The organism is Roseivivax sp. CAU 1761 (assembly GCF_054482755.1).
This window is the reverse complement of the sequence record NZ_JBTLRM010000008.1, coordinates 12,064-29,751: the sequence shown is the minus strand read 5'-3', so window position 1 is coordinate 29,751 and position 17,688 is coordinate 12,064. Positions and strand designations below refer to the sequence as shown.

General features: G+C 69.6%; 21 protein-coding genes. 8 read left to right on the top strand and 13 right to left on the bottom strand.

Features of this window, described 5'->3' with window-relative positions; genetic code table 11:
* Nucleotides 1–3 precede the first annotated feature (3 nt).
* Genes flhA through ACXYMW_RS07140 form a run of 3 tightly spaced genes read left to right on the top strand, consistent with a single transcriptional unit; the run spans nt 4 to nt 3,986 of the window.
* On the top strand, nt 4–2,094 hold the full coding sequence (flhA, locus tag ACXYMW_RS07150; protein ID WP_459034618.1) for a flagellar biosynthesis protein FlhA: 2,091 nt from the start codon (nt 4–6) through the stop codon (nt 2,092–2,094).
* Between the two features lie 4 nt (nt 2,095–2,098).
* Complete coding sequence (locus ACXYMW_RS07145) at nt 2,099–2,854, top strand: flagellar biosynthetic protein FliR (protein WP_459034617.1); 756 nt, start codon at nt 2,099–2,101, stop codon at nt 2,852–2,854.
* 7 nt (nt 2,855–2,861) lie between these two features.
* On the top strand, nt 2,862–3,986 hold the full coding sequence (locus tag ACXYMW_RS07140) for an EscU/YscU/HrcU family type III secretion system export apparatus switch protein (RefSeq protein ID WP_459034616.1): 1,125 nt from the start codon (nt 2,862–2,864) through the stop codon (nt 3,984–3,986).
* 3 nt (nt 3,987–3,989) lie between these two features.
* Here ACXYMW_RS07140 and ACXYMW_RS07135 read toward each other — a convergent pair whose 3' ends face one another.
* From ACXYMW_RS07135 to ACXYMW_RS07115, 5 genes are read right to left on the bottom strand one after another with little or no spacing between them, the layout of a single operon-like run.
* Nucleotides 3,990–4,715, bottom strand: coding sequence for a hypothetical protein (locus ACXYMW_RS07135; protein ID WP_459034615.1), 726 nt, complete (start codon nt 4,713–4,715; stop codon nt 3,990–3,992).
* Nucleotides 4,716–4,734: 19 nt separating this feature from the next.
* Nucleotides 4,735–5,382 (bottom strand): MotE family protein, encoded by a 648-nt coding sequence (locus ACXYMW_RS07130; protein WP_459034614.1) that lies wholly within the window; start codon nt 5,380–5,382, stop codon nt 4,735–4,737.
* Nucleotides 5,379–5,756, bottom strand: a complete 378-nt coding sequence (locus ACXYMW_RS07125) for a hypothetical protein (RefSeq protein ID WP_459034613.1) — start codon at nt 5,754–5,756, stop codon at nt 5,379–5,381. The genes ACXYMW_RS07130 and ACXYMW_RS07125 overlap by 4 nt, the downstream gene beginning before the upstream one ends.
* The gene (locus ACXYMW_RS07120; protein ID WP_459034612.1) at nt 5,753–6,682 is read right to left on the bottom strand and encodes a flagellar motor switch protein FliM; all 930 of its coding nucleotides are present in this window, start codon (nt 6,680–6,682) and stop codon (nt 5,753–5,755) included. The genes ACXYMW_RS07125 and ACXYMW_RS07120 overlap by 4 nt, the downstream gene beginning before the upstream one ends.
* Nucleotides 6,679–7,236 (bottom strand): flagellar basal body-associated FliL family protein, encoded by a 558-nt coding sequence (locus tag ACXYMW_RS07115; RefSeq protein ID WP_459034611.1) that lies wholly within the window; start codon nt 7,234–7,236, stop codon nt 6,679–6,681. Before ACXYMW_RS07115 ends, ACXYMW_RS07120 begins: the two co-directional genes overlap by 4 nt.
* A 142-nt stretch (nt 7,237–7,378) precedes the next feature.
* Here ACXYMW_RS07115 and fliF point away from each other — a divergent pair, with 142 nt between their 5' ends.
* The 5 genes from fliF to ACXYMW_RS07090 are packed head-to-tail and all read left to right on the top strand — an operon-like array spanning nt 7,379 to nt 12,164.
* The gene (fliF, locus tag ACXYMW_RS07110; RefSeq protein ID WP_459034610.1) at nt 7,379–9,109 is read left to right on the top strand and encodes a flagellar basal-body MS-ring/collar protein FliF; all 1,731 of its coding nucleotides are present in this window, start codon (nt 7,379–7,381) and stop codon (nt 9,107–9,109) included.
* A 3-nt stretch (nt 9,110–9,112) separates the two neighbouring features.
* Nucleotides 9,113–9,787, top strand: a complete 675-nt coding sequence (locus tag ACXYMW_RS07105) for a FliH/SctL family protein (RefSeq protein ID WP_459034609.1) — start codon at nt 9,113–9,115, stop codon at nt 9,785–9,787.
* Nucleotides 9,784–10,245: a FliM/FliN family flagellar motor switch protein gene (locus ACXYMW_RS07100; protein WP_459034608.1), complete on the top strand. Its 462-nt coding sequence runs from the start codon at nt 9,784–9,786 to the stop codon at nt 10,243–10,245. The genes ACXYMW_RS07105 and ACXYMW_RS07100 overlap by 4 nt, the downstream gene beginning before the upstream one ends.
* A gap of 4 nt (nt 10,246–10,249) precedes the next feature.
* Nucleotides 10,250–11,077, top strand: coding sequence for a flagellar type III secretion system pore protein FliP (gene fliP, locus ACXYMW_RS07095; RefSeq protein ID WP_459034607.1), 828 nt, complete (start codon nt 10,250–10,252; stop codon nt 11,075–11,077).
* A gap of 16 nt (nt 11,078–11,093) precedes the next feature.
* Nucleotides 11,094–12,164, top strand: a complete 1,071-nt coding sequence (locus ACXYMW_RS07090) for a flagellar motor switch protein FliG (RefSeq protein ID WP_459034606.1) — start codon at nt 11,094–11,096, stop codon at nt 12,162–12,164.
* Nucleotides 12,165–12,237: 73 nt separating this feature from the next.
* Here ACXYMW_RS07090 and ACXYMW_RS07085 read toward each other — a convergent pair whose 3' ends face one another.
* The 8 genes from ACXYMW_RS07085 to ACXYMW_RS07050 form a co-directional block, all read right to left on the bottom strand.
* Nucleotides 12,238–12,966, bottom strand: coding sequence for a sulfotransferase domain-containing protein (locus ACXYMW_RS07085; protein ID WP_459034605.1), 729 nt, complete (start codon nt 12,964–12,966; stop codon nt 12,238–12,240).
* 17 nt (nt 12,967–12,983) lie between these two features.
* On the bottom strand, nt 12,984–13,787 hold the full coding sequence (locus ACXYMW_RS07080) for a DUF1217 domain-containing protein (protein WP_459034604.1): 804 nt from the start codon (nt 13,785–13,787) through the stop codon (nt 12,984–12,986).
* Nucleotides 13,788–13,801: 14 nt separating this feature from the next.
* The gene (locus tag ACXYMW_RS07075; protein WP_459034603.1) at nt 13,802–14,248 is read right to left on the bottom strand and encodes a flagellar biosynthesis repressor FlbT; all 447 of its coding nucleotides are present in this window, start codon (nt 14,246–14,248) and stop codon (nt 13,802–13,804) included.
* A gap of 4 nt (nt 14,249–14,252) precedes the next feature.
* Nucleotides 14,253–14,648, bottom strand: coding sequence for a flagellar biosynthesis regulator FlaF (locus ACXYMW_RS07070; RefSeq protein WP_459034602.1), 396 nt, complete (start codon nt 14,646–14,648; stop codon nt 14,253–14,255).
* Between the two features lie 103 nt (nt 14,649–14,751).
* On the bottom strand, nt 14,752–15,606 hold the full coding sequence (locus ACXYMW_RS07065) for a flagellin N-terminal helical domain-containing protein (protein WP_459034601.1): 855 nt from the start codon (nt 15,604–15,606) through the stop codon (nt 14,752–14,754).
* Between the two features lie 113 nt (nt 15,607–15,719).
* A complete protein-coding gene (locus tag ACXYMW_RS07060) occupies nt 15,720–16,109 on the bottom strand; it encodes a hypothetical protein (RefSeq protein ID WP_459034600.1) in 390 nt (129 codons plus the stop codon).
* Nucleotides 16,106–16,405 carry a rod-binding protein gene (locus ACXYMW_RS07055; RefSeq protein ID WP_459034599.1) on the bottom strand — a complete coding sequence of 100 codons (300 nt, stop codon included), beginning with the start codon at nt 16,403–16,405 and terminating at the stop codon, nt 16,106–16,108. The genes ACXYMW_RS07060 and ACXYMW_RS07055 overlap by 4 nt, the downstream gene beginning before the upstream one ends.
* 10 nt (nt 16,406–16,415) lie before the next feature.
* Nucleotides 16,416–17,570 carry a flagellar basal body P-ring protein FlgI gene (locus tag ACXYMW_RS07050; RefSeq protein ID WP_459034598.1) on the bottom strand — a complete coding sequence of 385 codons (1,155 nt, stop codon included), beginning with the start codon at nt 17,568–17,570 and terminating at the stop codon, nt 16,416–16,418.
* Between the last annotated feature and the right edge of the window lie 118 nt (nt 17,571–17,688).

Sequence of the window (17,688 nt, the reverse complement as noted above, 5' to 3'; positions counted from 1 at the left end):
GCCGTGAGTGCCACCGCCGATCCGCAGAACACCGTCTGGCAGAAGGGCCTGGCGAACCGCGACGTGGGCTTCGCGGTGGGCGTCACCCTGGTGCTGGCGATGCTCTTCGTGCCGCTGCCGGCCTTCCTGCTCGATCTCGGGCTGGCGATCTCGCTCTCGGTCTCGGTGCTCATCCTGATGGTGGCGCTCTGGATCAAGAAGCCGCTGGAATTCAACGCCTTCCCGACGCTTCTTCTGATCGTCACGCTGCTGCGCCTGTCGCTCAACGTGGCCTCGACACGGCTGATCCTGTCCGAGGGCCATACCGGCACCGGCGCCGCCGGCGGGGTGATCGAAGGCTTTTCGCGCTTCATCGTCGCCGGCTCCTACGTCATCGGCATCGTGATCTTCGCCATCCTCGTGGTGATCAACTTCATCGTCATCACCAAGGGCTCGACGCGCATCGCCGAGGTCTCGGCGCGGTTCTCGCTCGACGCCATGCCGGGCAAGCAGATGGCGATCGACGCCGATCTCGGCTCCGGGCTGATCGACGAGCAGCAGGCGCAGGCGCGGCGCCGCACGCTGGAGGAGGAGAGCGGCTTCTTCGGCGCCATGGACGGCGCCTCGAAGTTCGTCCGCGGCGACGCCGTGGCCGGCATCATCATCGTGCTGATCAACATCGGCGGCGGCATCCTGATCGGCACCGTGCAGCACGGGCTGAGCCTCGGCGAGGCTGCCTCGACCTATACCACGCTGACCATCGGCGACGGGCTGGTGAGCCAGATCCCGGCGCTCATCGTCTCCATGGCGGCCGGCCTCATCGTCACCAAGGGCGGCACCGAGGGCGCCGCCAACGAGGTCGTGCTGGGCCAGCTCGGGCGCTTTCCCAAGGCGCTCTACATGGCCGCGGCGCTGCTGCTGGCGATGGGCCTGCTGCCGGGCTTTCCGCTGGCCATCTTCGCCCTGCTGTCCGGCGCCATGGCGGGGTCGGGATACCTCTTGTCGCGGCAGTTCGCGCGCGAGGACCGCAAGGCCGCGGCCGATGCCATGAAGGAGGCCGAGGGCCCGCCGCAGACCGAGGAGGAGGCGCTCAAGGACAGCATGAAGGTGGACGATCTCTGCCTCGAGCTGGGCGCCGGGCTGGTCACCCTCTCGGACAGCCCGGACGCGGCGCTGCCGGGCAAGATCAAGAGCCTGCGCGGGCTCTTCGCGCGGGAATACGGCTTCGTGCTCCCGGTGGTGCGGATCCGCGACGAGACCAGCCTGCCGATCCACACCTACCGGATCATGGTGCAGGGGGTCGAAGCGGTGCGGGGCGAGATCCGGCCGAGCGGCCGGATGGTGCTGACCCCGGCCGAGATGAGCGTGCAGCTGCCCGGCGAAAAGACCAAGGATCCGGCCTTCGGGCTCGACGCGCTCTGGGTCGACCGCGCGGTGGCGCGCCAGGCCGAGGAAGCCGGGCTGACAGTGGTCGATCCCGAAAGCGTGCTGACCACCCACATGACCGAGGTGGTCAAGGACCACATGGCCGAACTCCTGAGCTACGGCGCGGCCAGGCAGGCGGTGGAGCGGCTCGACCGCGACTACCAGAAACTGGTCTCCGATCTCAGCGTGCCCTCGCCCACCATCCTCGTGCAGCACGTCCTCCAGCGGCTGCTGGCCGAGCGCCTGTCGATCCGCAACCTGCCGCTGATCGTCGAGGCGATCGCCGAGGCGGGCCGCGCCACCACCAACGTCACCCGGGTCACCGAGCACGTCCGCGCCCGGCTCGCCAAGCAGATCTGCAACCAGCTGATGGACGGCGCCGGCTACCTGCCGGTGATCGGGCTGGCGCCGAACTGGGAGCGCGAGTTCCTCGAGGCGATCCGCACAAGTGGCGAGGAGCAGTCCTTCCTGATGGCGCCGCAGCGGGTGCAGGATTTCGTGCTCGAGGCGCGCAAGGAGATCCAGATGCAGGCGCAGTCGGATTCCTGGCCCTCGATCCTCGTGCCCGCCGAGATCCGCGCGCATGTCCGCTCCATGCTGGAGCGGGTGAGCCCCAACACCGCGATCATCAGCCACGCCGAGATCCATCGCAAGGCGAGCCTGCGCACGGTCGGCCGGATCGGCGCCTGAGGCGATGGACCTCACGGTCTTCGTCACCTCGCAGTTCCTCGGGCTGGCCGCGATCTTCGCCCGGATCGGCACGGTGTTCCTGTTCATGCCGGGCTTCGGCGAGACGGCGATCCCGGTGCGCCACCGCCTGGCGCTGGCACTGGCGCTCTGCCTCGGGCTGTCGCCGGCGCTGCCGGTGGGGCCGCTCAGCCTCGAGAACCCGGTGGCGATCTTCACCATGCTGGGGCTCGAGGCGACGCTCGGCCTCTGGCTCGGCCTCACCGCGCGGGTGCTGCTCAACGCGCTGAACTTCGCCGGCTACCAGATCGGCATGGTCTCGGGCCTGGCCAACGCGCTGGCGCCCTCGGTCGGCGCCTTCGAGGGCGCCACCATCGTCGCCTCGACGCTGATCCTGGCCGCGGTGGCGCTGATCTTCGCCACCGACACGCATCACATCATCCTCGGCGCGCTGCTGCTGTCCTACGAGGTCTTCCCGCCGGGCCGGATCATGCCCGGGGATCTCGCCGAGCAGATCGCCCGGGCCGGCGCCATGAGCTTCTATGTCGGGGTCTCGGTGGCCGCGCCCTTCTACGTCATGGGGCTGGTGCTGCATGTCGGGCTGGGCCTCGCCAACCGGCTGATGCCGACCCTGCCGGTGTTCTTCGTGGCCACCCCGGTGCTGCTGGCGGCCGGGCTGACGGTGCTGGTGATGGCGGCGCCGTCGATCCTCACCGGCTTCCTGACCGTGTTCGCCGACTGGCTCGGCACCCTGAGGTTCTGAGGCGCGCATGTCGGACGATACCGAGGACAAGTCCAGCAAGACGGAAGAGCCGACGGCGCAGAAGCTGCGCAAGGCGCGCGAGAAGGGCGACGTGCCCTCCTCGAAGGAGACCGGCAACCTGATGAGCATCTTCTCGCTCTTCATGCTGGTCCTGCTGGTGCTGCCCTCGGCGGCGCCGGACCTCGCCCGCACGCTGGGCGCGGTGATCGCCAATGCCAGCGAGATCCGCGTGGGGGTGGGCGATACCGGCGTCTCCGATCTCGGCGGCGTGGTCCAGGGCATGGCGCTGTCGGTCCTGATGATCCTCGCCCCGGCCTTCGCCACCATGGTGGCGCTGGCGATCTTCGGGGTCGCGATCCAGGGCCAGGTCGTGGTCGCGGCCGAGCGCATCCGCCCGAAACTGTCGAAAATCTCGCCGATGGCGGGGCTCAAGCGGCTGTTCTCCAAGGACACCGCCATCGAGTTCCTGAAGAACCTCGCCAAGGTCGCGGTGGTCGGCGTGATCGGCGCCTGGGTGGCGCAGGGCGCGGTCACGCAGATCTGGCAGGGCATGCTCTTCGCCCCGGAAACCCTGCCCGGCTATCTGCGCCACGAGGTGTCGCTGATCCTGATCGGCGCCTGCGGTTTCCTGGTGCCGCTGACCATCTTCGACATCATCTGGAAGCGCTACCAGTGGCGCGAGAAACAGAAGATGTCGCTCAAGGAGGTGCGCGACGAGCACAAGGACAGCGAGGGCGACCCGCTGATCAAGCGCAAGCGCGACCAGCTGCGCCGTCAGCGCGCCCAGCAGCGGCTGACGCTGGCGGTGCCGACGGCCAGCGTGGTGCTGACCAACCCGACGCATTACGCGGTGGCGCTGCGCTACGACCTCGGCCGCGACAGCGCCCCGGTCTGCGTCGCCAAGGGCACCGACCTGATGGCCGCGCAGATCCGGCGCATCGCGCGCGAGAACGACGTGCCGATGATCGAGAACCGGCCACTGGCCCGGGCGCTGCACGACGCGGTCGAACTCGACCGGACGATTCCCGCCGAGCACTGGAAGGCGGTGGCCGAGATCATCCGCTACGTCATGGATCTGCGCGCCGACCTGAAGCGCCGCCCGCCCGCCGGATCGTCGCTGCGCGAGGAGTGAGGCTCAGTAACCCAGGGCGGCGCGGTAGGCCGGATAGCCGATCGGCATGCCGGCCACGTCGACGGTGAGCCGTTCGAGGATCGCCGTGCGGTCGGGGTCGGCCAGCGTGCCGGGCGCGACCTTGGCGCGGTGCGAGGCCAAGGCGACGGGCCGGCCCGCGAAATGCCCGATACTGATGTCCTCTGGCACCTCGAACAGCGCCCGGAACGCCGCCTCGTCGGCCAGCAGATCCTCGATCCGGACGCTCTGCGCGCCGACCGCCAGCGCCGCGCCGTTATACGCCATGACCTGATGCGCGGCGAAGAGATAGAGGATGTTGGGCAGCGTCGGCTGCAGGTCCAGCTTCGGCAGCAGCGGCACCGACACGTTCAGCGCGGCGCCCATCACCGCCTCGCCGGCCAGCACCTTGGCCAGCACCCAGGCATAGCAGCTCTCGATCTGGCGTTCCGGCGCGCGCACCAGCAGCCGGTAGAGGATCCCGCGGGCCTCGCAGGCGGGCTTCATCTCGGCCGGCGGAAACAGCGTGTGCACCGCCACCGGGCGCTGGCCGCTCTCGGCCGCCGCGGCCATGCTGGCGGCAAAGGCCCCGGGGGATTGGCGGGCGCGCCCGACCGGGCGCTTGGTCTCGAAATCCTGCGTGCCGTGGGCGACCTCGTGGTCCGGCAGCCCGTCGAGGATGGCAGAGATGGTGTGCGTGGCGGCGAAACCCACCGCTTCGGCGACGATCATCGGCGCCTCCCTGTTGCGTTCACTTGATCCGCAGGCCGGTCAGGTCCTGGTCGCCGGGCAACTGCGAGCGTTCGAGAATGATCTTGGAGATCGCCCGCGCCCGCACCGGGCTGAGCTGGGCCATGATCGGGGCGGCGTCGCGTTCGCGCATCGTGCCCAGCACCATCACCGTGGTCTCGAGATCGAGATCGTCCATGATCCGCGCGGCCTCGCCCGGCTTCATGGCGGAATAGAGCGCCACCAGCCGGTCGACATCGGCGGTCTGGTGCGCGGCGACCCGTTCGAGCAGGGCGGCCAGCTCGGCCTGCAGCGCGCCCAGCCGATCCTTCTCGATCGCCAGTTCCGCCGCCGCGAGGTCGATCTCCGAGGCGCGGGCCTCGAGCTTCTCCTTCTGCGCCGCCAGCAATTCGCGCTCGCGCTTGATCGCCGAGAGCAGCGCCTCGGGCATCTCGCAGCCCTTGGCGAGGATCTCGTCGGCGGCCTGCCCGACATCCGGGGCGGGCGCTGCCGGTTCGGGCTCGGCAGCGGCACCGGCGGCCTGGGCCGGGCCCACGAAGACCGAACCGCGGACGGCATCGGCGCCCTCGCCCAGCCCGACGCCGAGCCGCAGGATCCCGGCGCAGGCCAGCGCCCCGAAGAGCAGCTGCGATCGCGACGGCCGGATCATGCCTGACGCTTCCCGGCCGCCTCGAAGAACGACCGCACAAGGTCGGACTTGCCCTCGACCTTGGCCACCCCGGCCCCGCCCGAGCGGACCGAACGCGCTGCCTGGTTGCGCAGCGACCGCAGGTTCGGCACGCCGGCGCCGCGCCGGCCTCCGGTCTCCGAACGCCCGGCCTCGGCGGCCTGCGCCGAGGCGCCGCGCAGGGCGTGCACCGAATCCTCGGAGCGGTCGACCGCCCGGGCGAACTGGTCGACCGCGGGCTGCAGCTCCGCCAGCGCCTGCATCAGCCGCTTCACCCGCCGGTCGAGCACCAGGCCGAAGCCGATCGCCCCGCCGAGGAGCGCCACGATGACGATGTCGATGATAAGCCCGGTCATGTCAGCTTCCCGTTCTTGTCGAAGTAAGTCTCGGTGACGCGCAGCGCCGCGGCGCCGCCGCGGCGCCGTCCCATGGCGCCGCGCAGGAGGGTGCGGCCGCCGGCGGTGACCTCGACCTCGTCGTCCGGCCCGATGCCGAGGTCGAGCACCTGGCCCTTGCGCCAGTCCAGCGCCTCGGCCAGCGGCACGCGGAGCCGACGCAGCACCGCCGTCAGCGTCACCCCGGTTTCGGTGAGCGCCGATTCCAGGCGGTCGTGCCAGCCGGAATCGGCGTCGATGGCCTCTCCGGCGAAGAGCTCGGCCAGCTTGTGGCGCACCGGCCGCAGGGTGCTGTGCGGCATCACCACGGCAAGCCCGCCGCCGCGCCCCTCGAAGGCGATCTCGAACCGCGCGGCGACGCCGGGGCTCTTGGGCGGCGCCAGCATCGCGGCCTGCGGGCTGGCCTCGAGATAGGACAGCGCGAAGGCCACCGTCTCGACCGGCGCGAAGGCGGTGGCGAGCTCGTCGAGCACCAGCGCGCCGATCTGCCGGGCGAGGTTCTTTTCGATCGAGGTGAAGCTGCGCGGCGTCCAGGCCAGGGGCTCCGCCTCGCGCCCGCCGAGCAGGATCTCGAGCGCCGCGAACAGCAGGTTCGGGTCGATCACGACGGCGAACTGGCCGCCCCAGGGATCGGCCTCGCAGATCAGCGTCAGCCAGCTTTCCTCGAGCCCGTGCATGACCTGGCTCATCGGGCCGTAGGTGACGCCGCGCAGCTCGCTCTCGGTGGCGATGCCGCAGAACGACTTCAGCGCCGCCGACAGGCCCTGGCCGTGGCGGTCGAAGATCAGCTGCAGCATCGGCAGCCGCTCGATGTTCTCCGCGGCGGCGCGGATGATCTCTTCCTCGAGGCTCGAGCCCGGCGCCATCTTCTCGGTCGGCTGGTTCATTGGATCACCATGTCCGCGATCAGGATGTCCTGCGGCGCCGTGCTGTCGGTGACGGTGCGCACCCGCCGCAGCAGCTCGGACTTGAGCTGCGCCAGCCCGGCGCTGCCCTCCAGGTCGTCCTCGGTGAGCTGGCGCAGGTAATCCTGGATCGAATCGCGCAGGAACAGCTCGCGCTCGGAAATCCGTTCCGCGCCCGCCGCCGCCGGATCGACCACCAGCGCGATGTCGAGCTTGAGGAACCGCGAGGTCTTGCGCCCGGTCAGCGTCATCGCGGTGATGTTCACGATCATCGTGTCGAGCGGCACCACCTTGGCCATGCCCTCGGGCAGTTCGGTGCCGTCGCCTGCCGCGGCGGCCGGGGCCGCCTCCGCCGCACCCTCAACGGAATCGCCCTCCTCGGCGGCCGCGCCGCCGGACAGCAACGCCAGCGCGCGGCTCGGCCCGAGCGCGAGGCCCAGGCCGCCCGCGCCGGCGGCAACGCAGAACAGAACCAGCGCCGTCGTCACGAGCAGCCGCTTCTTGAGGGAACGTTTGGGCTTTTCTGCTTCCGACACCGGTTCTGCCCGCTGCTGTTGCCTGATGGCTATCCTTGCCTATTCATGGACAAATTGCAATTGACCTTCAAGATTAAACCAACGACAAAAATTTCCAAGCATGGCCGAAGAGCCAGCGTGAGGCAGAACAGGCGAAGTTCCAGTGAATGCATTAGCCCAGAACCTCATGGCGCTCGGCCGCGGGCGTCTGGCCGTCCTCGGCGCGACCGGCGCCGGCTTGATGCTCCTGCTGTTTCTGGGGCTCGGAACGGTGATGTCGCCGGCCTATCGGCCGCTTTACGGCGATCTCGACCCGGCCTCCGCCTCGCGCATCGTCACCACGCTGGAACAGGCCGGCTTCACCGTGAAGCTCGACCGCGCGGGCTCGGTGGTCAGCGTGCCCGAGACCGACATCGCCCGCGCCCGCATGACGCTGGCCGACCAGGGCCTGCCCTCGCAGGGCACGCCGGGCTGGGAATTGTTCGACGATGCCAGCGGGCTCGGCATGAACACCTTCATGCAGCGGGTGAACCGGCTGCGCGCGCTGGAGGGCGAACTGTCGCGCTCGGTGCGCACCATCGACGGCATCGAGGCGGCGCGGGTGCACCTGGTGATGCCCGAGCGCGAGGCCTTCAGCCGCAGCCGGCCCGAGGCCACCGCCTCGGTCATCGTGCGCTCGCGCGCCGGCTATTCGCTGGGCCGCCGGCAAGCCCTGGCGATCCGGGCGCTGGTGGCCTCGGCGGTGCCGGAAATGTCGCCCAACCAGGTCACCGTGCTCTCGGCCACCGGCGAGACCATCCTCGGGCCCGAGGGCGACACGCCCGGCGAGGTCTCGATCGCCGGCACCCAGGCGGCGATGGAGGACCGGCTGGCCCGCAGCGTCACCGAGATCCTCTCGGCGCGGGTCGGGGCCAGCAATGTCCGCGTCGAGGCGCGGGTCGACCTGACCACCGAGCGCCAGGTCATCCGCCAGGAAAGCTTCGATCCGGACCAGCAGGTCGTGCGCTCCACCGAGACCCGCCAGGAATCGAGCGAGGGCAGCGAGGCGGCGGCGGGCGAGGTCGGCGTGGTCAACGAATTGCCGCCGGAATTGCGCGACGGCGCCGGCGGCGATGCCGGACCGCGCTCCTCGCAGCGCTCCAACCAGACCGACGAGATCGTCAATTACGAGATCGGCACCACCCGGTCCGAGATCATCCGCGAACCCGGGGAGGTCGAGCGCCTGTCGGTGGCGGTGCTGGTCAACGGCACCTACCAGCCGGGCGCGAACGGCGATCCGGTCTATACCGAGCGCAGCCCCGAGGAACTCGAGCGGATCGAGCGGCTGGTGCGTTCGGCCATCGGCTTCGACGCGGCGCGCGGCGACGTCGTGTCGGTGGAATCGCTGCAATTCATGACCTTCGAGGAGGATTTCGGCCTCGCGCAGGGCAGCCTTCTGGGCGACCTCCTGGCCCGCAACCTGATGTCGATCCTGCGCGGCGTGCTGGCCCTGGCGATCGTCGCGGTGATCGTGTTCTTCGGCGTGCGCCCGGCGCTGCGCCGCTCGCTCAACACCCTGCCCGAGGCCCCCGCCCTGCCCGGCGCCGCAGGCGGCGCGGCCGAGGCCGGCCTGGCCGCCGAGGGCCCGGCGCAGATCCCGGGCGAGGCGCGGGCGCGGCAGGCCGCCCTGCCCGGCGTCGAGGGCGCCGTGAGCGAGACCGGCCGGGTGACGCGGATCGAGCCCGCGATCGACAACCTGCTCATGGAAGACGCCTCCGACGACCTGGTCTCGCTGGCCTCGGTGCGCGGCGGCGTGCGCCGGCGCCGGGTGCAATCGGTGGGCGAACTGGTGGATGCCGAGCCCGACGAATCCCTGCGGGTGCTGCGGCACTGGCTCGCCGCGGAGGGAGCGTAAACCATGCGGTTCATCTTCGATCGCGACTTCGACAGGGAGCTGGAAATCGAGCGCGGCGGCCCCGCCGCTGCCGGCGATGCCCTGGTCTCCTACGGCGAAAGCGATCTGGCCGAGCGCTGCGCCGAGGCCCGCGCCGAGGGCCGCGCGGCGGGTTTCGAGGAAGGCCGCGCCGCGGCCCTGGCGCAGGCGCGGGACGAGATGGCCGCCGCCCGTCAGGCGGCGCTCGAGGCGCTGACCGCGGCGGTGGCCGGGCTCGCCGAGCAGGCCGATGCCCACCGCGCCCTGCTGGAGCAAGAAGCCGCCGACCTGTTCGCGCGGCTGGCCGAGACGCTGGCCCCGGAAGCGGTGGCGCGGCTCGCCGAGGGGCGGCTCCGGGCCGAGATGCTCGACGGCCTGCGGCTCGCCGTGGGCAGCGCCCGGGTGCGGGTGCGGCTGGCCCCGGACAGCGCCACCCGGCTGGCGCCCGAGATCGCCCGCGCCGCCGAGCCTCTCGGCCTGTCCGGGCGGATCGAGGTCCTGCCCGACGCGGAGATGGCGGAGGGCGACGGCCGCGTCGAATGGGACGACGGCTTCGCGGAGCACAGTTTCGCGCAGCTTTGCGAGCGCCTGAGCGGCGCGCTGCGCGCAGCGGCAGAGACCGGCCGGTCCCCGGCCCAGACAACGGAGCAGCGGCAATGAGCGAGCAAACCGAACGCGACCGGAACCCGGGCGACGCGTCCCCGCGGAGCCGCAAGACGGCGGCCAGGGCCACGGCCCCCGAAACCGCGCCCGAGCCGGTGGACGCCGCGGCCGGCGCGGATTTCGGCGCCGCGATCCCGGAACTCGAGGACCCCGAGGCCCTGCCCGCGCCGCCCGAGGAGGCCGCCGCGGCCGGCAAGTCCGGCCACACGATCCAGGCGATGTTCAACGTCGATCTCGAGGTCAAGGTGGTGCTGGGCGAATGCCGCATGCCGATCTCGCAGCTTCTGAAGCTGGCCCGCGGCTCGGTGATCGATCTCGACCAGCGCATCGGCGAACCGGTGGACCTGGTGGTCAACGACCGCCTCGTGGCCCGCGGAGACCTGGTGAAACTGCCCGGCGAACGCATCGGCGTGTCGCTGACCGAGATCGTCCGCGACCACGTGGGCGATCTCTGAGACGATGCCCCGCCGTCCCGCCTTCCTGCTGCTCGCCGCGCTGGCCGCCGGCCTCGTCGCGGCCCTGCCGGCGGCGGCGCAGGATGGCGCGGGCGACTTCCTCGGGGCGCTGTCGGACGTCTTCACCGACGCGCCGGCGGGCTCCGACGACCGCGCGGCGCTGTCCGGGCGGCTGGTGCAGCTGCTGGCGCTCTTCACCATCCTGTCGGTGGCGCCGGGGCTTCTGGTGGTGATGACCAGCTTCACCCGCTTCGTCATCGTGTTCTCCATCCTGCGCTCGGCGCTGGGGCTGAACCAGACGCCGCCCAACATGGTGATCTCGGCCATGGCGCTGTTCATGACCTTCTTCGTCATGCAGCCGGTGCTGATCGACGCCTGGGAGGACGGGCTGGAGCCGCTGATGCAGAACGCCATCACCGAGGAACAGGCGATCGACCGCATCGGCGCGCCGTTCAAGACCTTCATGTTCGCCAATACCCGGCCCAAAGACCTGGCGCTCTTCGAGGACATCGCGGCGCGCTCCGAGGGGATCGAACCCGAGGCCGACCAGCCCCCGGCCGAGACCCCGGAGGCCGCGGCCTGGCGCTCGCTGGTGCCCGCCTTCATGATCTCCGAGCTGCGCCGCGCCTTCACCATCGGTTTCCTGATCTACCTGCCCTTCGTGGCGATCGACCTGATCATCGCCTCGATCCTGATGAGCGCCGGCATGATGATGCTGCCGCCGGTGCTGATCTCCCTGCCCTTCAAGGTCATCTTCTTCGTGCTGATCGACGGCTGGTACATGCTGGCCGGAAGTCTGATGGAAAGTTACCTGCCGCTGGCCGGCGGCTGAGAACGAGGAGCCCGCCATGAGCACCGCCACGATGGAACGCACCGAAACCCAGGTCGCCCCGGCCAAGACCACGACCTTCTCCGCGCCGGCCCCGCTCAAGGGCCCGGAAAAGGCCGCGGTGCTGTTTCTCTGCCTCGGCGAGGAGCGCGGCACCGCGCTGATGAAGAAGCTCTCGGAAGCCGAGATCCGCAAAATCAGCCACGCCATGGCCGGGCTCGGCGTGATCGCCGCGCCCTCGGTCGAGAAGGTGATGCGCGAATTCGGCGAGGCCGTCGCCCATGGCGGGTCGGTGGTGGGCTCCTTCACCATGGCGGAATCGATGCTGCGCAAGGTGCTGCCCGACGACCAGGTGAACTCGATCCTGCGCGAGATCCGCGGTCCGCTGCAGGAGCGCGACCTCTGGGCCCGGTTCAGCGCCCTGAACGAGACCTCGATCGCCAATTACCTGCGCTCCGAGCACGACCAGACCGCTGCGGCGATCCTCTCCAACGTCGACAGCTCGGTGGCCGCCGCGGTCCTGCCGCTGCTCGGCGAGGAGCGCATGGTGGCGATCCTCGAACGGATGATCCGCATGGATGCGGTGCCGCACCACATGATGCGCCAGATCGAGGAGACGCTGCAGAAGGACATGGCCGAGGTCGCCGCCCAGCCCACCGCGGCCGAGCGCGAGAAGCGCATGGCGGATCTGTTCAACCGGCTCGACACCGACATGTTCGAACGGGTGGCGCCGAAGCTCGAGGATAAGATGCCCGAACGCTTCCCGGCGATCCGGCAGAAGATGTTCACCTTCGACGATCTGGTGCGGATGGACACCCAGAGCCTGGTGCGGGTGATGCGCGGCGTCGAGGGCAACACCCTGCCGCTGGCGCTCAAGGGCGCCAAGGCCGGCGTGGTGGAGCGCTTCTATGCGGCGCTGCCGCAGCGCTCGCGCGACATGCTGAAGGACGAACTGTCCAGCATGGGCCAGGTGCGCAGCCGCGACGTGCGCGCCGCCCAGACCGCGATGCTCGACTGCGCGCGCCAGCTGGCGGCCGAGGAACTGGTTGTGCTGCCGCTGCTCAGCGAAGAGGACGAGCTGCTGGGCTGACCCGGGCCCGGCGGCGCGACGCGAAACGCCCCCGGCGCGGGCCGGGGGCGTCGGACATGGTGCGCGGTGCGGATCAGGCGGCGGCGCGGAACGCGTCGAACCAGGCGCGGTCCGGCTCGTAATCGAGCGCCACCAGCATGTCGAAGAGCTCCGGGAAGCGGGTGAACTGGTCGATGATCCGGTCCCGGTGCTCGGGCGCGCGCCAGCGCTGCAGGCGCGAACTTTCGACGGGGCGCACCCCGTTCAACGCGGGAGTCAGGACACCCGGTACCTTGTGCTGATGGAAATCGCTGAACCGGCCGTCGAATTCTAGGTCGAGATCGCGCGCCAACTGGGCCTGCATCGCTTCGGGATCGGCGATCAGATCCTCGTATTTCAACAGGAAGACACCCTGCTTGAAGACCCCGGACGTCGCCACTTCGGCGATCGCCTGGTGGATCGGGATCACGCCGGGATTCACGAATTCGCGCACGCCGGTTTTCCGGATCGCCCAGGACCGGTCGGCATGCATGATGTAATCGCCCGGCAGGTTTTCGTGCCGGCTCACCAGAATGTCCCTGGGATCCCGGAGGGTGACGATCAGATCGACCCGTTTCGCACCGGCATTCAAGTTCAGGATCGACGGCACGTCGAAGATGTCGAAGGGGCGCTTGGTGACGTAGTTGCCCGGAATCGCCATGTATTCCACGGCGCGGACCTCGCGGTCCGGCATCTTGAAGCCCGGCAGCGTTCCGCGCAGCATGCTGTAGAACAGGGTCGTGCCGGCGCGGCCCTGGCCGGCGATGACAATGTGTCGGTCCATGGCGCGGATCCTTTCTGTCAGCGGTAGGGATTCGACGGCAGGGCCGAGACCGCGGTGATGTCGATGGTCACCGGCAGCCAGCCGCCGCCGGACGCTGCCGAGGACAACAGCGTCACCGCGGCATTGCCGCTGAGCGCCGCCGGCCCGGCGAGGGCGTCGGAGATCGCCACGTAGCGGCGCATCAGCTTGTCGACCTTCTCCGGATCCTTGAGATCCTCGAGGTCGAGCTTGGCCTTGAAGATTTCGGCCTGCTTGTCGATGTCGATGCCCGCCACCGCTTCGGGAATGCCGAGCGCGGTGCGCAGCACCTTGGAGAGGTCGCGGTCCTTCAGGATGTCGAAGACGTTGGACACCGACCCGGCCTTCTCGCGGAATTCCAGCGCCCGGCCGACCGTCTCGTTCTGGGTCTCGTTGCCGTTGATGAACTGGCGGGTGACGTAGCGTTCGACGACCCGCTCCTGCCATTTGCGGCTGATGGTCTTCAGCGTGTTGACCCCGTCCGTGCCGAATTCCAGCGCCTTGTAGAGTTCCTTGAAGCGCGGATCGGTGAGCCGGTTGACCAGCGCCTCGGGGTCGCCGATGTCGCTCTTGAGCATCTTCGACATCAGCGCCTTGCCGAAGATCTGGTCCTCGAGGTCGTAGGCCCGCATCATGAAGCCGTAGAGTTCGGGATCGGCCATCAGGTCGTCGACGGAATTGACCTTGGCGATGTTCTCCCGGAAATGCGTGATCGCGCGGTCGTGCTGCGGCGCCGACCGGATCAGGTCGCGCGCCGTGCCTTCGGTCGACTTCACCAGCGTCAGGGCGGTCTGGCCGCTCATGCCGCCGATCGGGATCATTCCGCCGCCACCCCCGCGGCGCCGGCCGTGCCGCCGGCCATCTCGGCACTGGCGGCGATGCGTTCGAAGAGCTTGGCCTCGTGCGCGATGACCGGGCGCAGCACCGCCAGCGCCTTGTAGAAATCGGTCTGGCTGATGAAGTTCGCGGCCTCGAAGATCGCCCCCAGCGAAGCGCCGCCGAAGACGGTGGCGAGCTCGGCCAGGTTGCGCTGGATCCGCGGCACCAGCTCCTCGCGCTCCTTGGGATAGATCAGTGCGGTCTGGATGGCGAAATAGACCCGGGTGACCGGCGTCGTCGCCTCTTCGGCGGTGAGCAGGTCGTTGGAGCGCACCACGTCGGCGCGGCTCTCGATGATGATGGTCTGGCGCTTGTTGGCGTTGCGGATCGCGCAGCCGTTCACCACCAGCCGTTCGTTGGGGCGCAATGTCAGGGACAATGGCATGGGCTCAGACCTCGTTCGGCTGCGGCGCCTGCCCGGCGAGTCCGGCGGCGATCCGGCGGTTAACTTCGATCAGTGCGGCCAGTCCGGCCTGCCCGCCCATGACCTGCGACGATTGCCGGTCGGCCCAGAGCGAGATGGAGATCAGTTGTGCGCGTAGGGGCGCCGGCAGGCGGTTGCCGTCATCGGCCAGGTCGGTGCGCAGGGCGCGCCAGAGCGCCTGGTTGTCCTGCAACCCGCTGCGCAGACCGCCGGCGAGGATGGTGCGCCGGCCGTCGAGATCGGCGGCGTCGAATGCGGCATGGCGCTCCATCTCGGCGGTCACGGTGGACATCACGCGGCGCTCGATCTGGCGCGGCGTTTCGCTCTCGCGGATGGTCTTCTTGTAAGCTGCGATGCTCATGGACATGCCTTCTGCTGTCGGGGCACCGGCCGCCTTCTGTGTCCGGCCGGGGGGCCGGCAGGCCCGCACGCGGCGGGCCTGCCGAAGGTCGCGTCAGAACCCGTCAGCGGAAGAGGCTGAGGATGTTCTGGGGCGCCTGGTTGGCGATGGAGAGCGACTGGGTGGCCAGCTGCTGCTGGACCTGGAGGGCCTGGAGGCGCGCGGCCTCCTCCTCCATGTTGGCGTCGACCATGGCACCCACGCCGGCATCGATGCGATCGGTCAGAGCGCCCAGGAATTCCTTCTGGGTCTCGATCGACTTCTCGGCGATGCCGAGCTTGGTCGCTGCGGTGATCGCCGCGTCGAGCTGCGTGTTGGCGGTTGCCAGCGCGTCGGTGACGGCGGTGGTGGTCGCCAGCGAGCCCCCGATATTGATCGCGCCGAGCGCGCTCTGGATCACCTGCAGGTTCTGCCGGTCGAAGGAGATCGACGTGGTGCTCAGCCCCGACGTGGTGCGGGTGACACCGGTCACCACGTTGACGCCAACAGTGCCCCCGACGGCACCGGCGACCAGGCTTTCGCCGTTGAAGGTCGACTGGTCGATGACCGTCTGCATCCGGTTGGCGAGCTCGTCGAGTTCGGCCTGGATGTCGTCGCGCGCCGACTGGTCGTTTTCCTTGCCCTGGGCAAAGGCCACGCGGGTGGCGAATTCGTCGGCCAGGTCGGCCAGCGATTCCGCACCCAGGCGCGCGGTCGAGACGGAGTTCTGCGTCAGCGTCAGGCTCTCGTCGATCGCCTTGTACATGTTGCTGTCGCTGTTCATCGTCTTGGTGATCGCGAAGTAGGCCGCGTTGTCCTTGGCCGACTGGATCTTGAGACCGGTCGAGATCCGATTCTGGGTCGAATCGAGATCACGGTTGATCGACCGCAGGGTCGACAGGGCGGTCATCGCGGAGGCATTGGTATTGATGGAAGACATGGGTTCTGCTCCTGTTCATTCCTATATTTGGCTGTCCTTCTGACGGCCTCGCGGTCATCGTTTTCATGCTCGCGTGTCGGAAATTGGGCGCCCGGGTTTCCCCAAGTTTAAATTCAGACCTCGTGGTCGATGCGTGACCGGGCCGTCACAGGCGCGCTGCGGGCGCCGCCATCGGCGCCGTAGAGCCCGCCCAGCCCGTGCCGGTCGCGCAGCCGCGCCAGATCGGCCGTCAGCGTGCCGGCGACCGTGCGCAGCCGCTCCACCCGGGCGCCGTTGCGGGCCAGCAGCGCGCGCAGCCGGTCGAGCCTGTCGCGCAGCCCGGCATTGCGCCGCGCCTCGTCGGCCAGGGCAGCGCTGCGCGCCTCGAGCCGGTCGAGCAGCGCCCGCTTTTCCGGCAGCAGGGCCAGCGCCGCGGCGCTGTCGCCGCGGTCGAGCGCAGCGATCTCGCGCTCCAACAGGCCGGTCAGGGCGGTCAGGTCGGGGTCGCCACCGAATCGGATCATGTGCGGTTTCCTTGTCCATAGGCGCGGATGGCGTCCTCGACGCTCTGCGCGATTCCGGTGCTGCCGGTATCGGCCAGCGCGTCGGCGACGGCGTTCGACAGGAAGGAGCGCCAGGTCTCGTCGGCCTGGCCGCCGCCGAAGAAGCCCTCGCCGGTCGATTTCAGCATCTCGTCGACGGCCTGGCTGAGGAAGCTGGCCTCGAAGTCGCGCGCCGCCTTGGCGGCCGGGTCGGGCGTGGCGGGCCGCGCCGCGAGCGCGTCGCCCGGGGTCAGCGGCGGTAGGCGTCCGAACTCCATCGCGGGCTCCTCAGATGATTTCCATGTCGGCGTGCAGCGCGCCCGCGGCCTTGATCGCCTGCAGGATCGAGATCGTCTCGGTGGCGCCGACGCCGATGGCGTTGAGCCCGTCGACGAGGCGCTGCAGGCTGACATTGCCGTTCAGGATCGCAAACCGCGCCGGCTGCTCGTCCACCGACACGGTGGTCTGCGGCACCACCACGGTCTCGCCGATGGAGATCGGCTCGGGCTGGCTGACCTCGATCTGCTCGCGCACCATGACGGTCAACCCGCCCTGGCTCACCGCGACTTGGTCGATGCGGACATTGCCGCCCATCACGATGGTGCCGGACCGCGCATCGATCACCACCTTGGCGCGGGTGTCGGGTTCGACCTCGAGCCGCTCGATGGTCGCCATGGCGCCCATCAGGTCGGTCTTGTCATGCGCCTGGACCTCGATCGTGGTGGGGTCGAGCGCCCGCGCGGCGCGCGGACCCAGCGCCCGATTGACCGCGTCGGCGACCCGCACCGCGGTGGTGAAATCGGGATCGCGCAGCGCGATCCGGATCGAGTTCAACGAGGCCAGTTCGAATTCGATCTCGTTCTCTACCGTGGCGCCGTTCTCGATCCGCGCCACCGTCGGCACGCCCTCGACGATCGAGGCATTGGCGCCCTGGGCGGCGTAGCCCGCCACCGCGATCGGGCCCTGGGCCACGGCGTAGACCTCGCCATCGGCGCCCGAGAGCGGCGTCACGATCAGCGTGCCGCCGCGCAGGCTCGAGGCATCGCCCAGCGACGACACCACAACATCGATGGTGGCGCCGCGCCGCGCAAAGGGCGGCAGCATGGCGGTGACCATGACCGCGGCGGTGTTCTCGGTGCGGATGTTGTCGTTCGACAGGTTGCCGGCGCCGAGGCGCTCGAGCATGCCCTCGATGCTCTTCTCGGTGAAGGGCGAGTTGCGCAGGCTGTCGCCGGTGCCGTTGAGGCCGACCACCAGGCCGTACCCCACCAGCTGGTTCTCGCGCACGCCCTCGAAGGTGGCGAGGTCCTTGATCCGGACCTGCGCCGCGGCCGGCCCCGCCACCGCCCCGAAGGTCAGCACGGTCAAGAGCGCGGCGGCCAGCACGGCCAGAGCCAGCCGGCCGGGAGGGCGATTGCGGGTGGGTGCCGTGAGCCTCTGCATGCCGCTGCGTCCCGATACCTGCTGGTGATGCTGTTGCGTTTCTGAGACCATACTTGCACGTCACCGCCCAAGACCAAAAGAATACTTGTCTTTTTATGCTTGTCTATTCTTAGGTGTG

Excerpts from the sequence above, each read along its gene's own strand:
- ACXYMW_RS07145 (WP_459034617.1), top strand. The coding sequence starts at position 2,099 with ATGGACCTCACGGTCTTCGTCACCTCGCAGTTCCTCGGGCTGGCCGCG.
- ACXYMW_RS07140 (WP_459034616.1), top strand. The coding sequence starts at position 2,862 with ATGTCGGACGATACCGAGGACAAGTCCAGCAAGACGGAAGAGCCGACG.
- ACXYMW_RS07135 (WP_459034615.1), bottom strand. The coding sequence starts at position 4,715 with ATGATCGTCGCCGAAGCGGTGGGTTTCGCCGCCACGCACACCATCTCT.
- ACXYMW_RS07130 (WP_459034614.1), bottom strand. The coding sequence starts at position 5,382 with ATGATCCGGCCGTCGCGATCGCAGCTGCTCTTCGGGGCGCTGGCCTGC.
- ACXYMW_RS07125 (WP_459034613.1), bottom strand. The coding sequence starts at position 5,756 with ATGACCGGGCTTATCATCGACATCGTCATCGTGGCGCTCCTCGGCGGG.
- ACXYMW_RS07120 (WP_459034612.1), bottom strand. The coding sequence starts at position 6,682 with ATGAACCAGCCGACCGAGAAGATGGCGCCGGGCTCGAGCCTCGAGGAA.
- ACXYMW_RS07105 (WP_459034609.1), top strand. The coding sequence starts at position 9,113 with ATGCGGTTCATCTTCGATCGCGACTTCGACAGGGAGCTGGAAATCGAG.
- ACXYMW_RS07100 (WP_459034608.1), top strand. The coding sequence starts at position 9,784 with ATGAGCGAGCAAACCGAACGCGACCGGAACCCGGGCGACGCGTCCCCG.
- fliP (WP_459034607.1), top strand. The coding sequence starts at position 10,250 with ATGCCCCGCCGTCCCGCCTTCCTGCTGCTCGCCGCGCTGGCCGCCGGC.
- ACXYMW_RS07090 (WP_459034606.1), top strand. The coding sequence starts at position 11,094 with ATGAGCACCGCCACGATGGAACGCACCGAAACCCAGGTCGCCCCGGCC.
- ACXYMW_RS07085 (WP_459034605.1), bottom strand. The coding sequence starts at position 12,966 with ATGGACCGACACATTGTCATCGCCGGCCAGGGCCGCGCCGGCACGACC.
- ACXYMW_RS07080 (WP_459034604.1), bottom strand. The coding sequence starts at position 13,787 with ATGAGCGGCCAGACCGCCCTGACGCTGGTGAAGTCGACCGAAGGCACG.
- ACXYMW_RS07075 (WP_459034603.1), bottom strand. The coding sequence starts at position 14,248 with ATGCCATTGTCCCTGACATTGCGCCCCAACGAACGGCTGGTGGTGAAC.
- ACXYMW_RS07070 (WP_459034602.1), bottom strand. The coding sequence starts at position 14,648 with ATGAGCATCGCAGCTTACAAGAAGACCATCCGCGAGAGCGAAACGCCG.
- ACXYMW_RS07065 (WP_459034601.1), bottom strand. The coding sequence starts at position 15,606 with ATGTCTTCCATCAATACCAATGCCTCCGCGATGACCGCCCTGTCGACC.
- ACXYMW_RS07060 (WP_459034600.1), bottom strand. The coding sequence starts at position 16,109 with ATGATCCGATTCGGTGGCGACCCCGACCTGACCGCCCTGACCGGCCTG.
- ACXYMW_RS07055 (WP_459034599.1), bottom strand. The coding sequence starts at position 16,405 with ATGGAGTTCGGACGCCTACCGCCGCTGACCCCGGGCGACGCGCTCGCG.
- ACXYMW_RS07050 (WP_459034598.1), bottom strand. The coding sequence starts at position 17,570 with ATGCAGAGGCTCACGGCACCCACCCGCAATCGCCCTCCCGGCCGGCTG.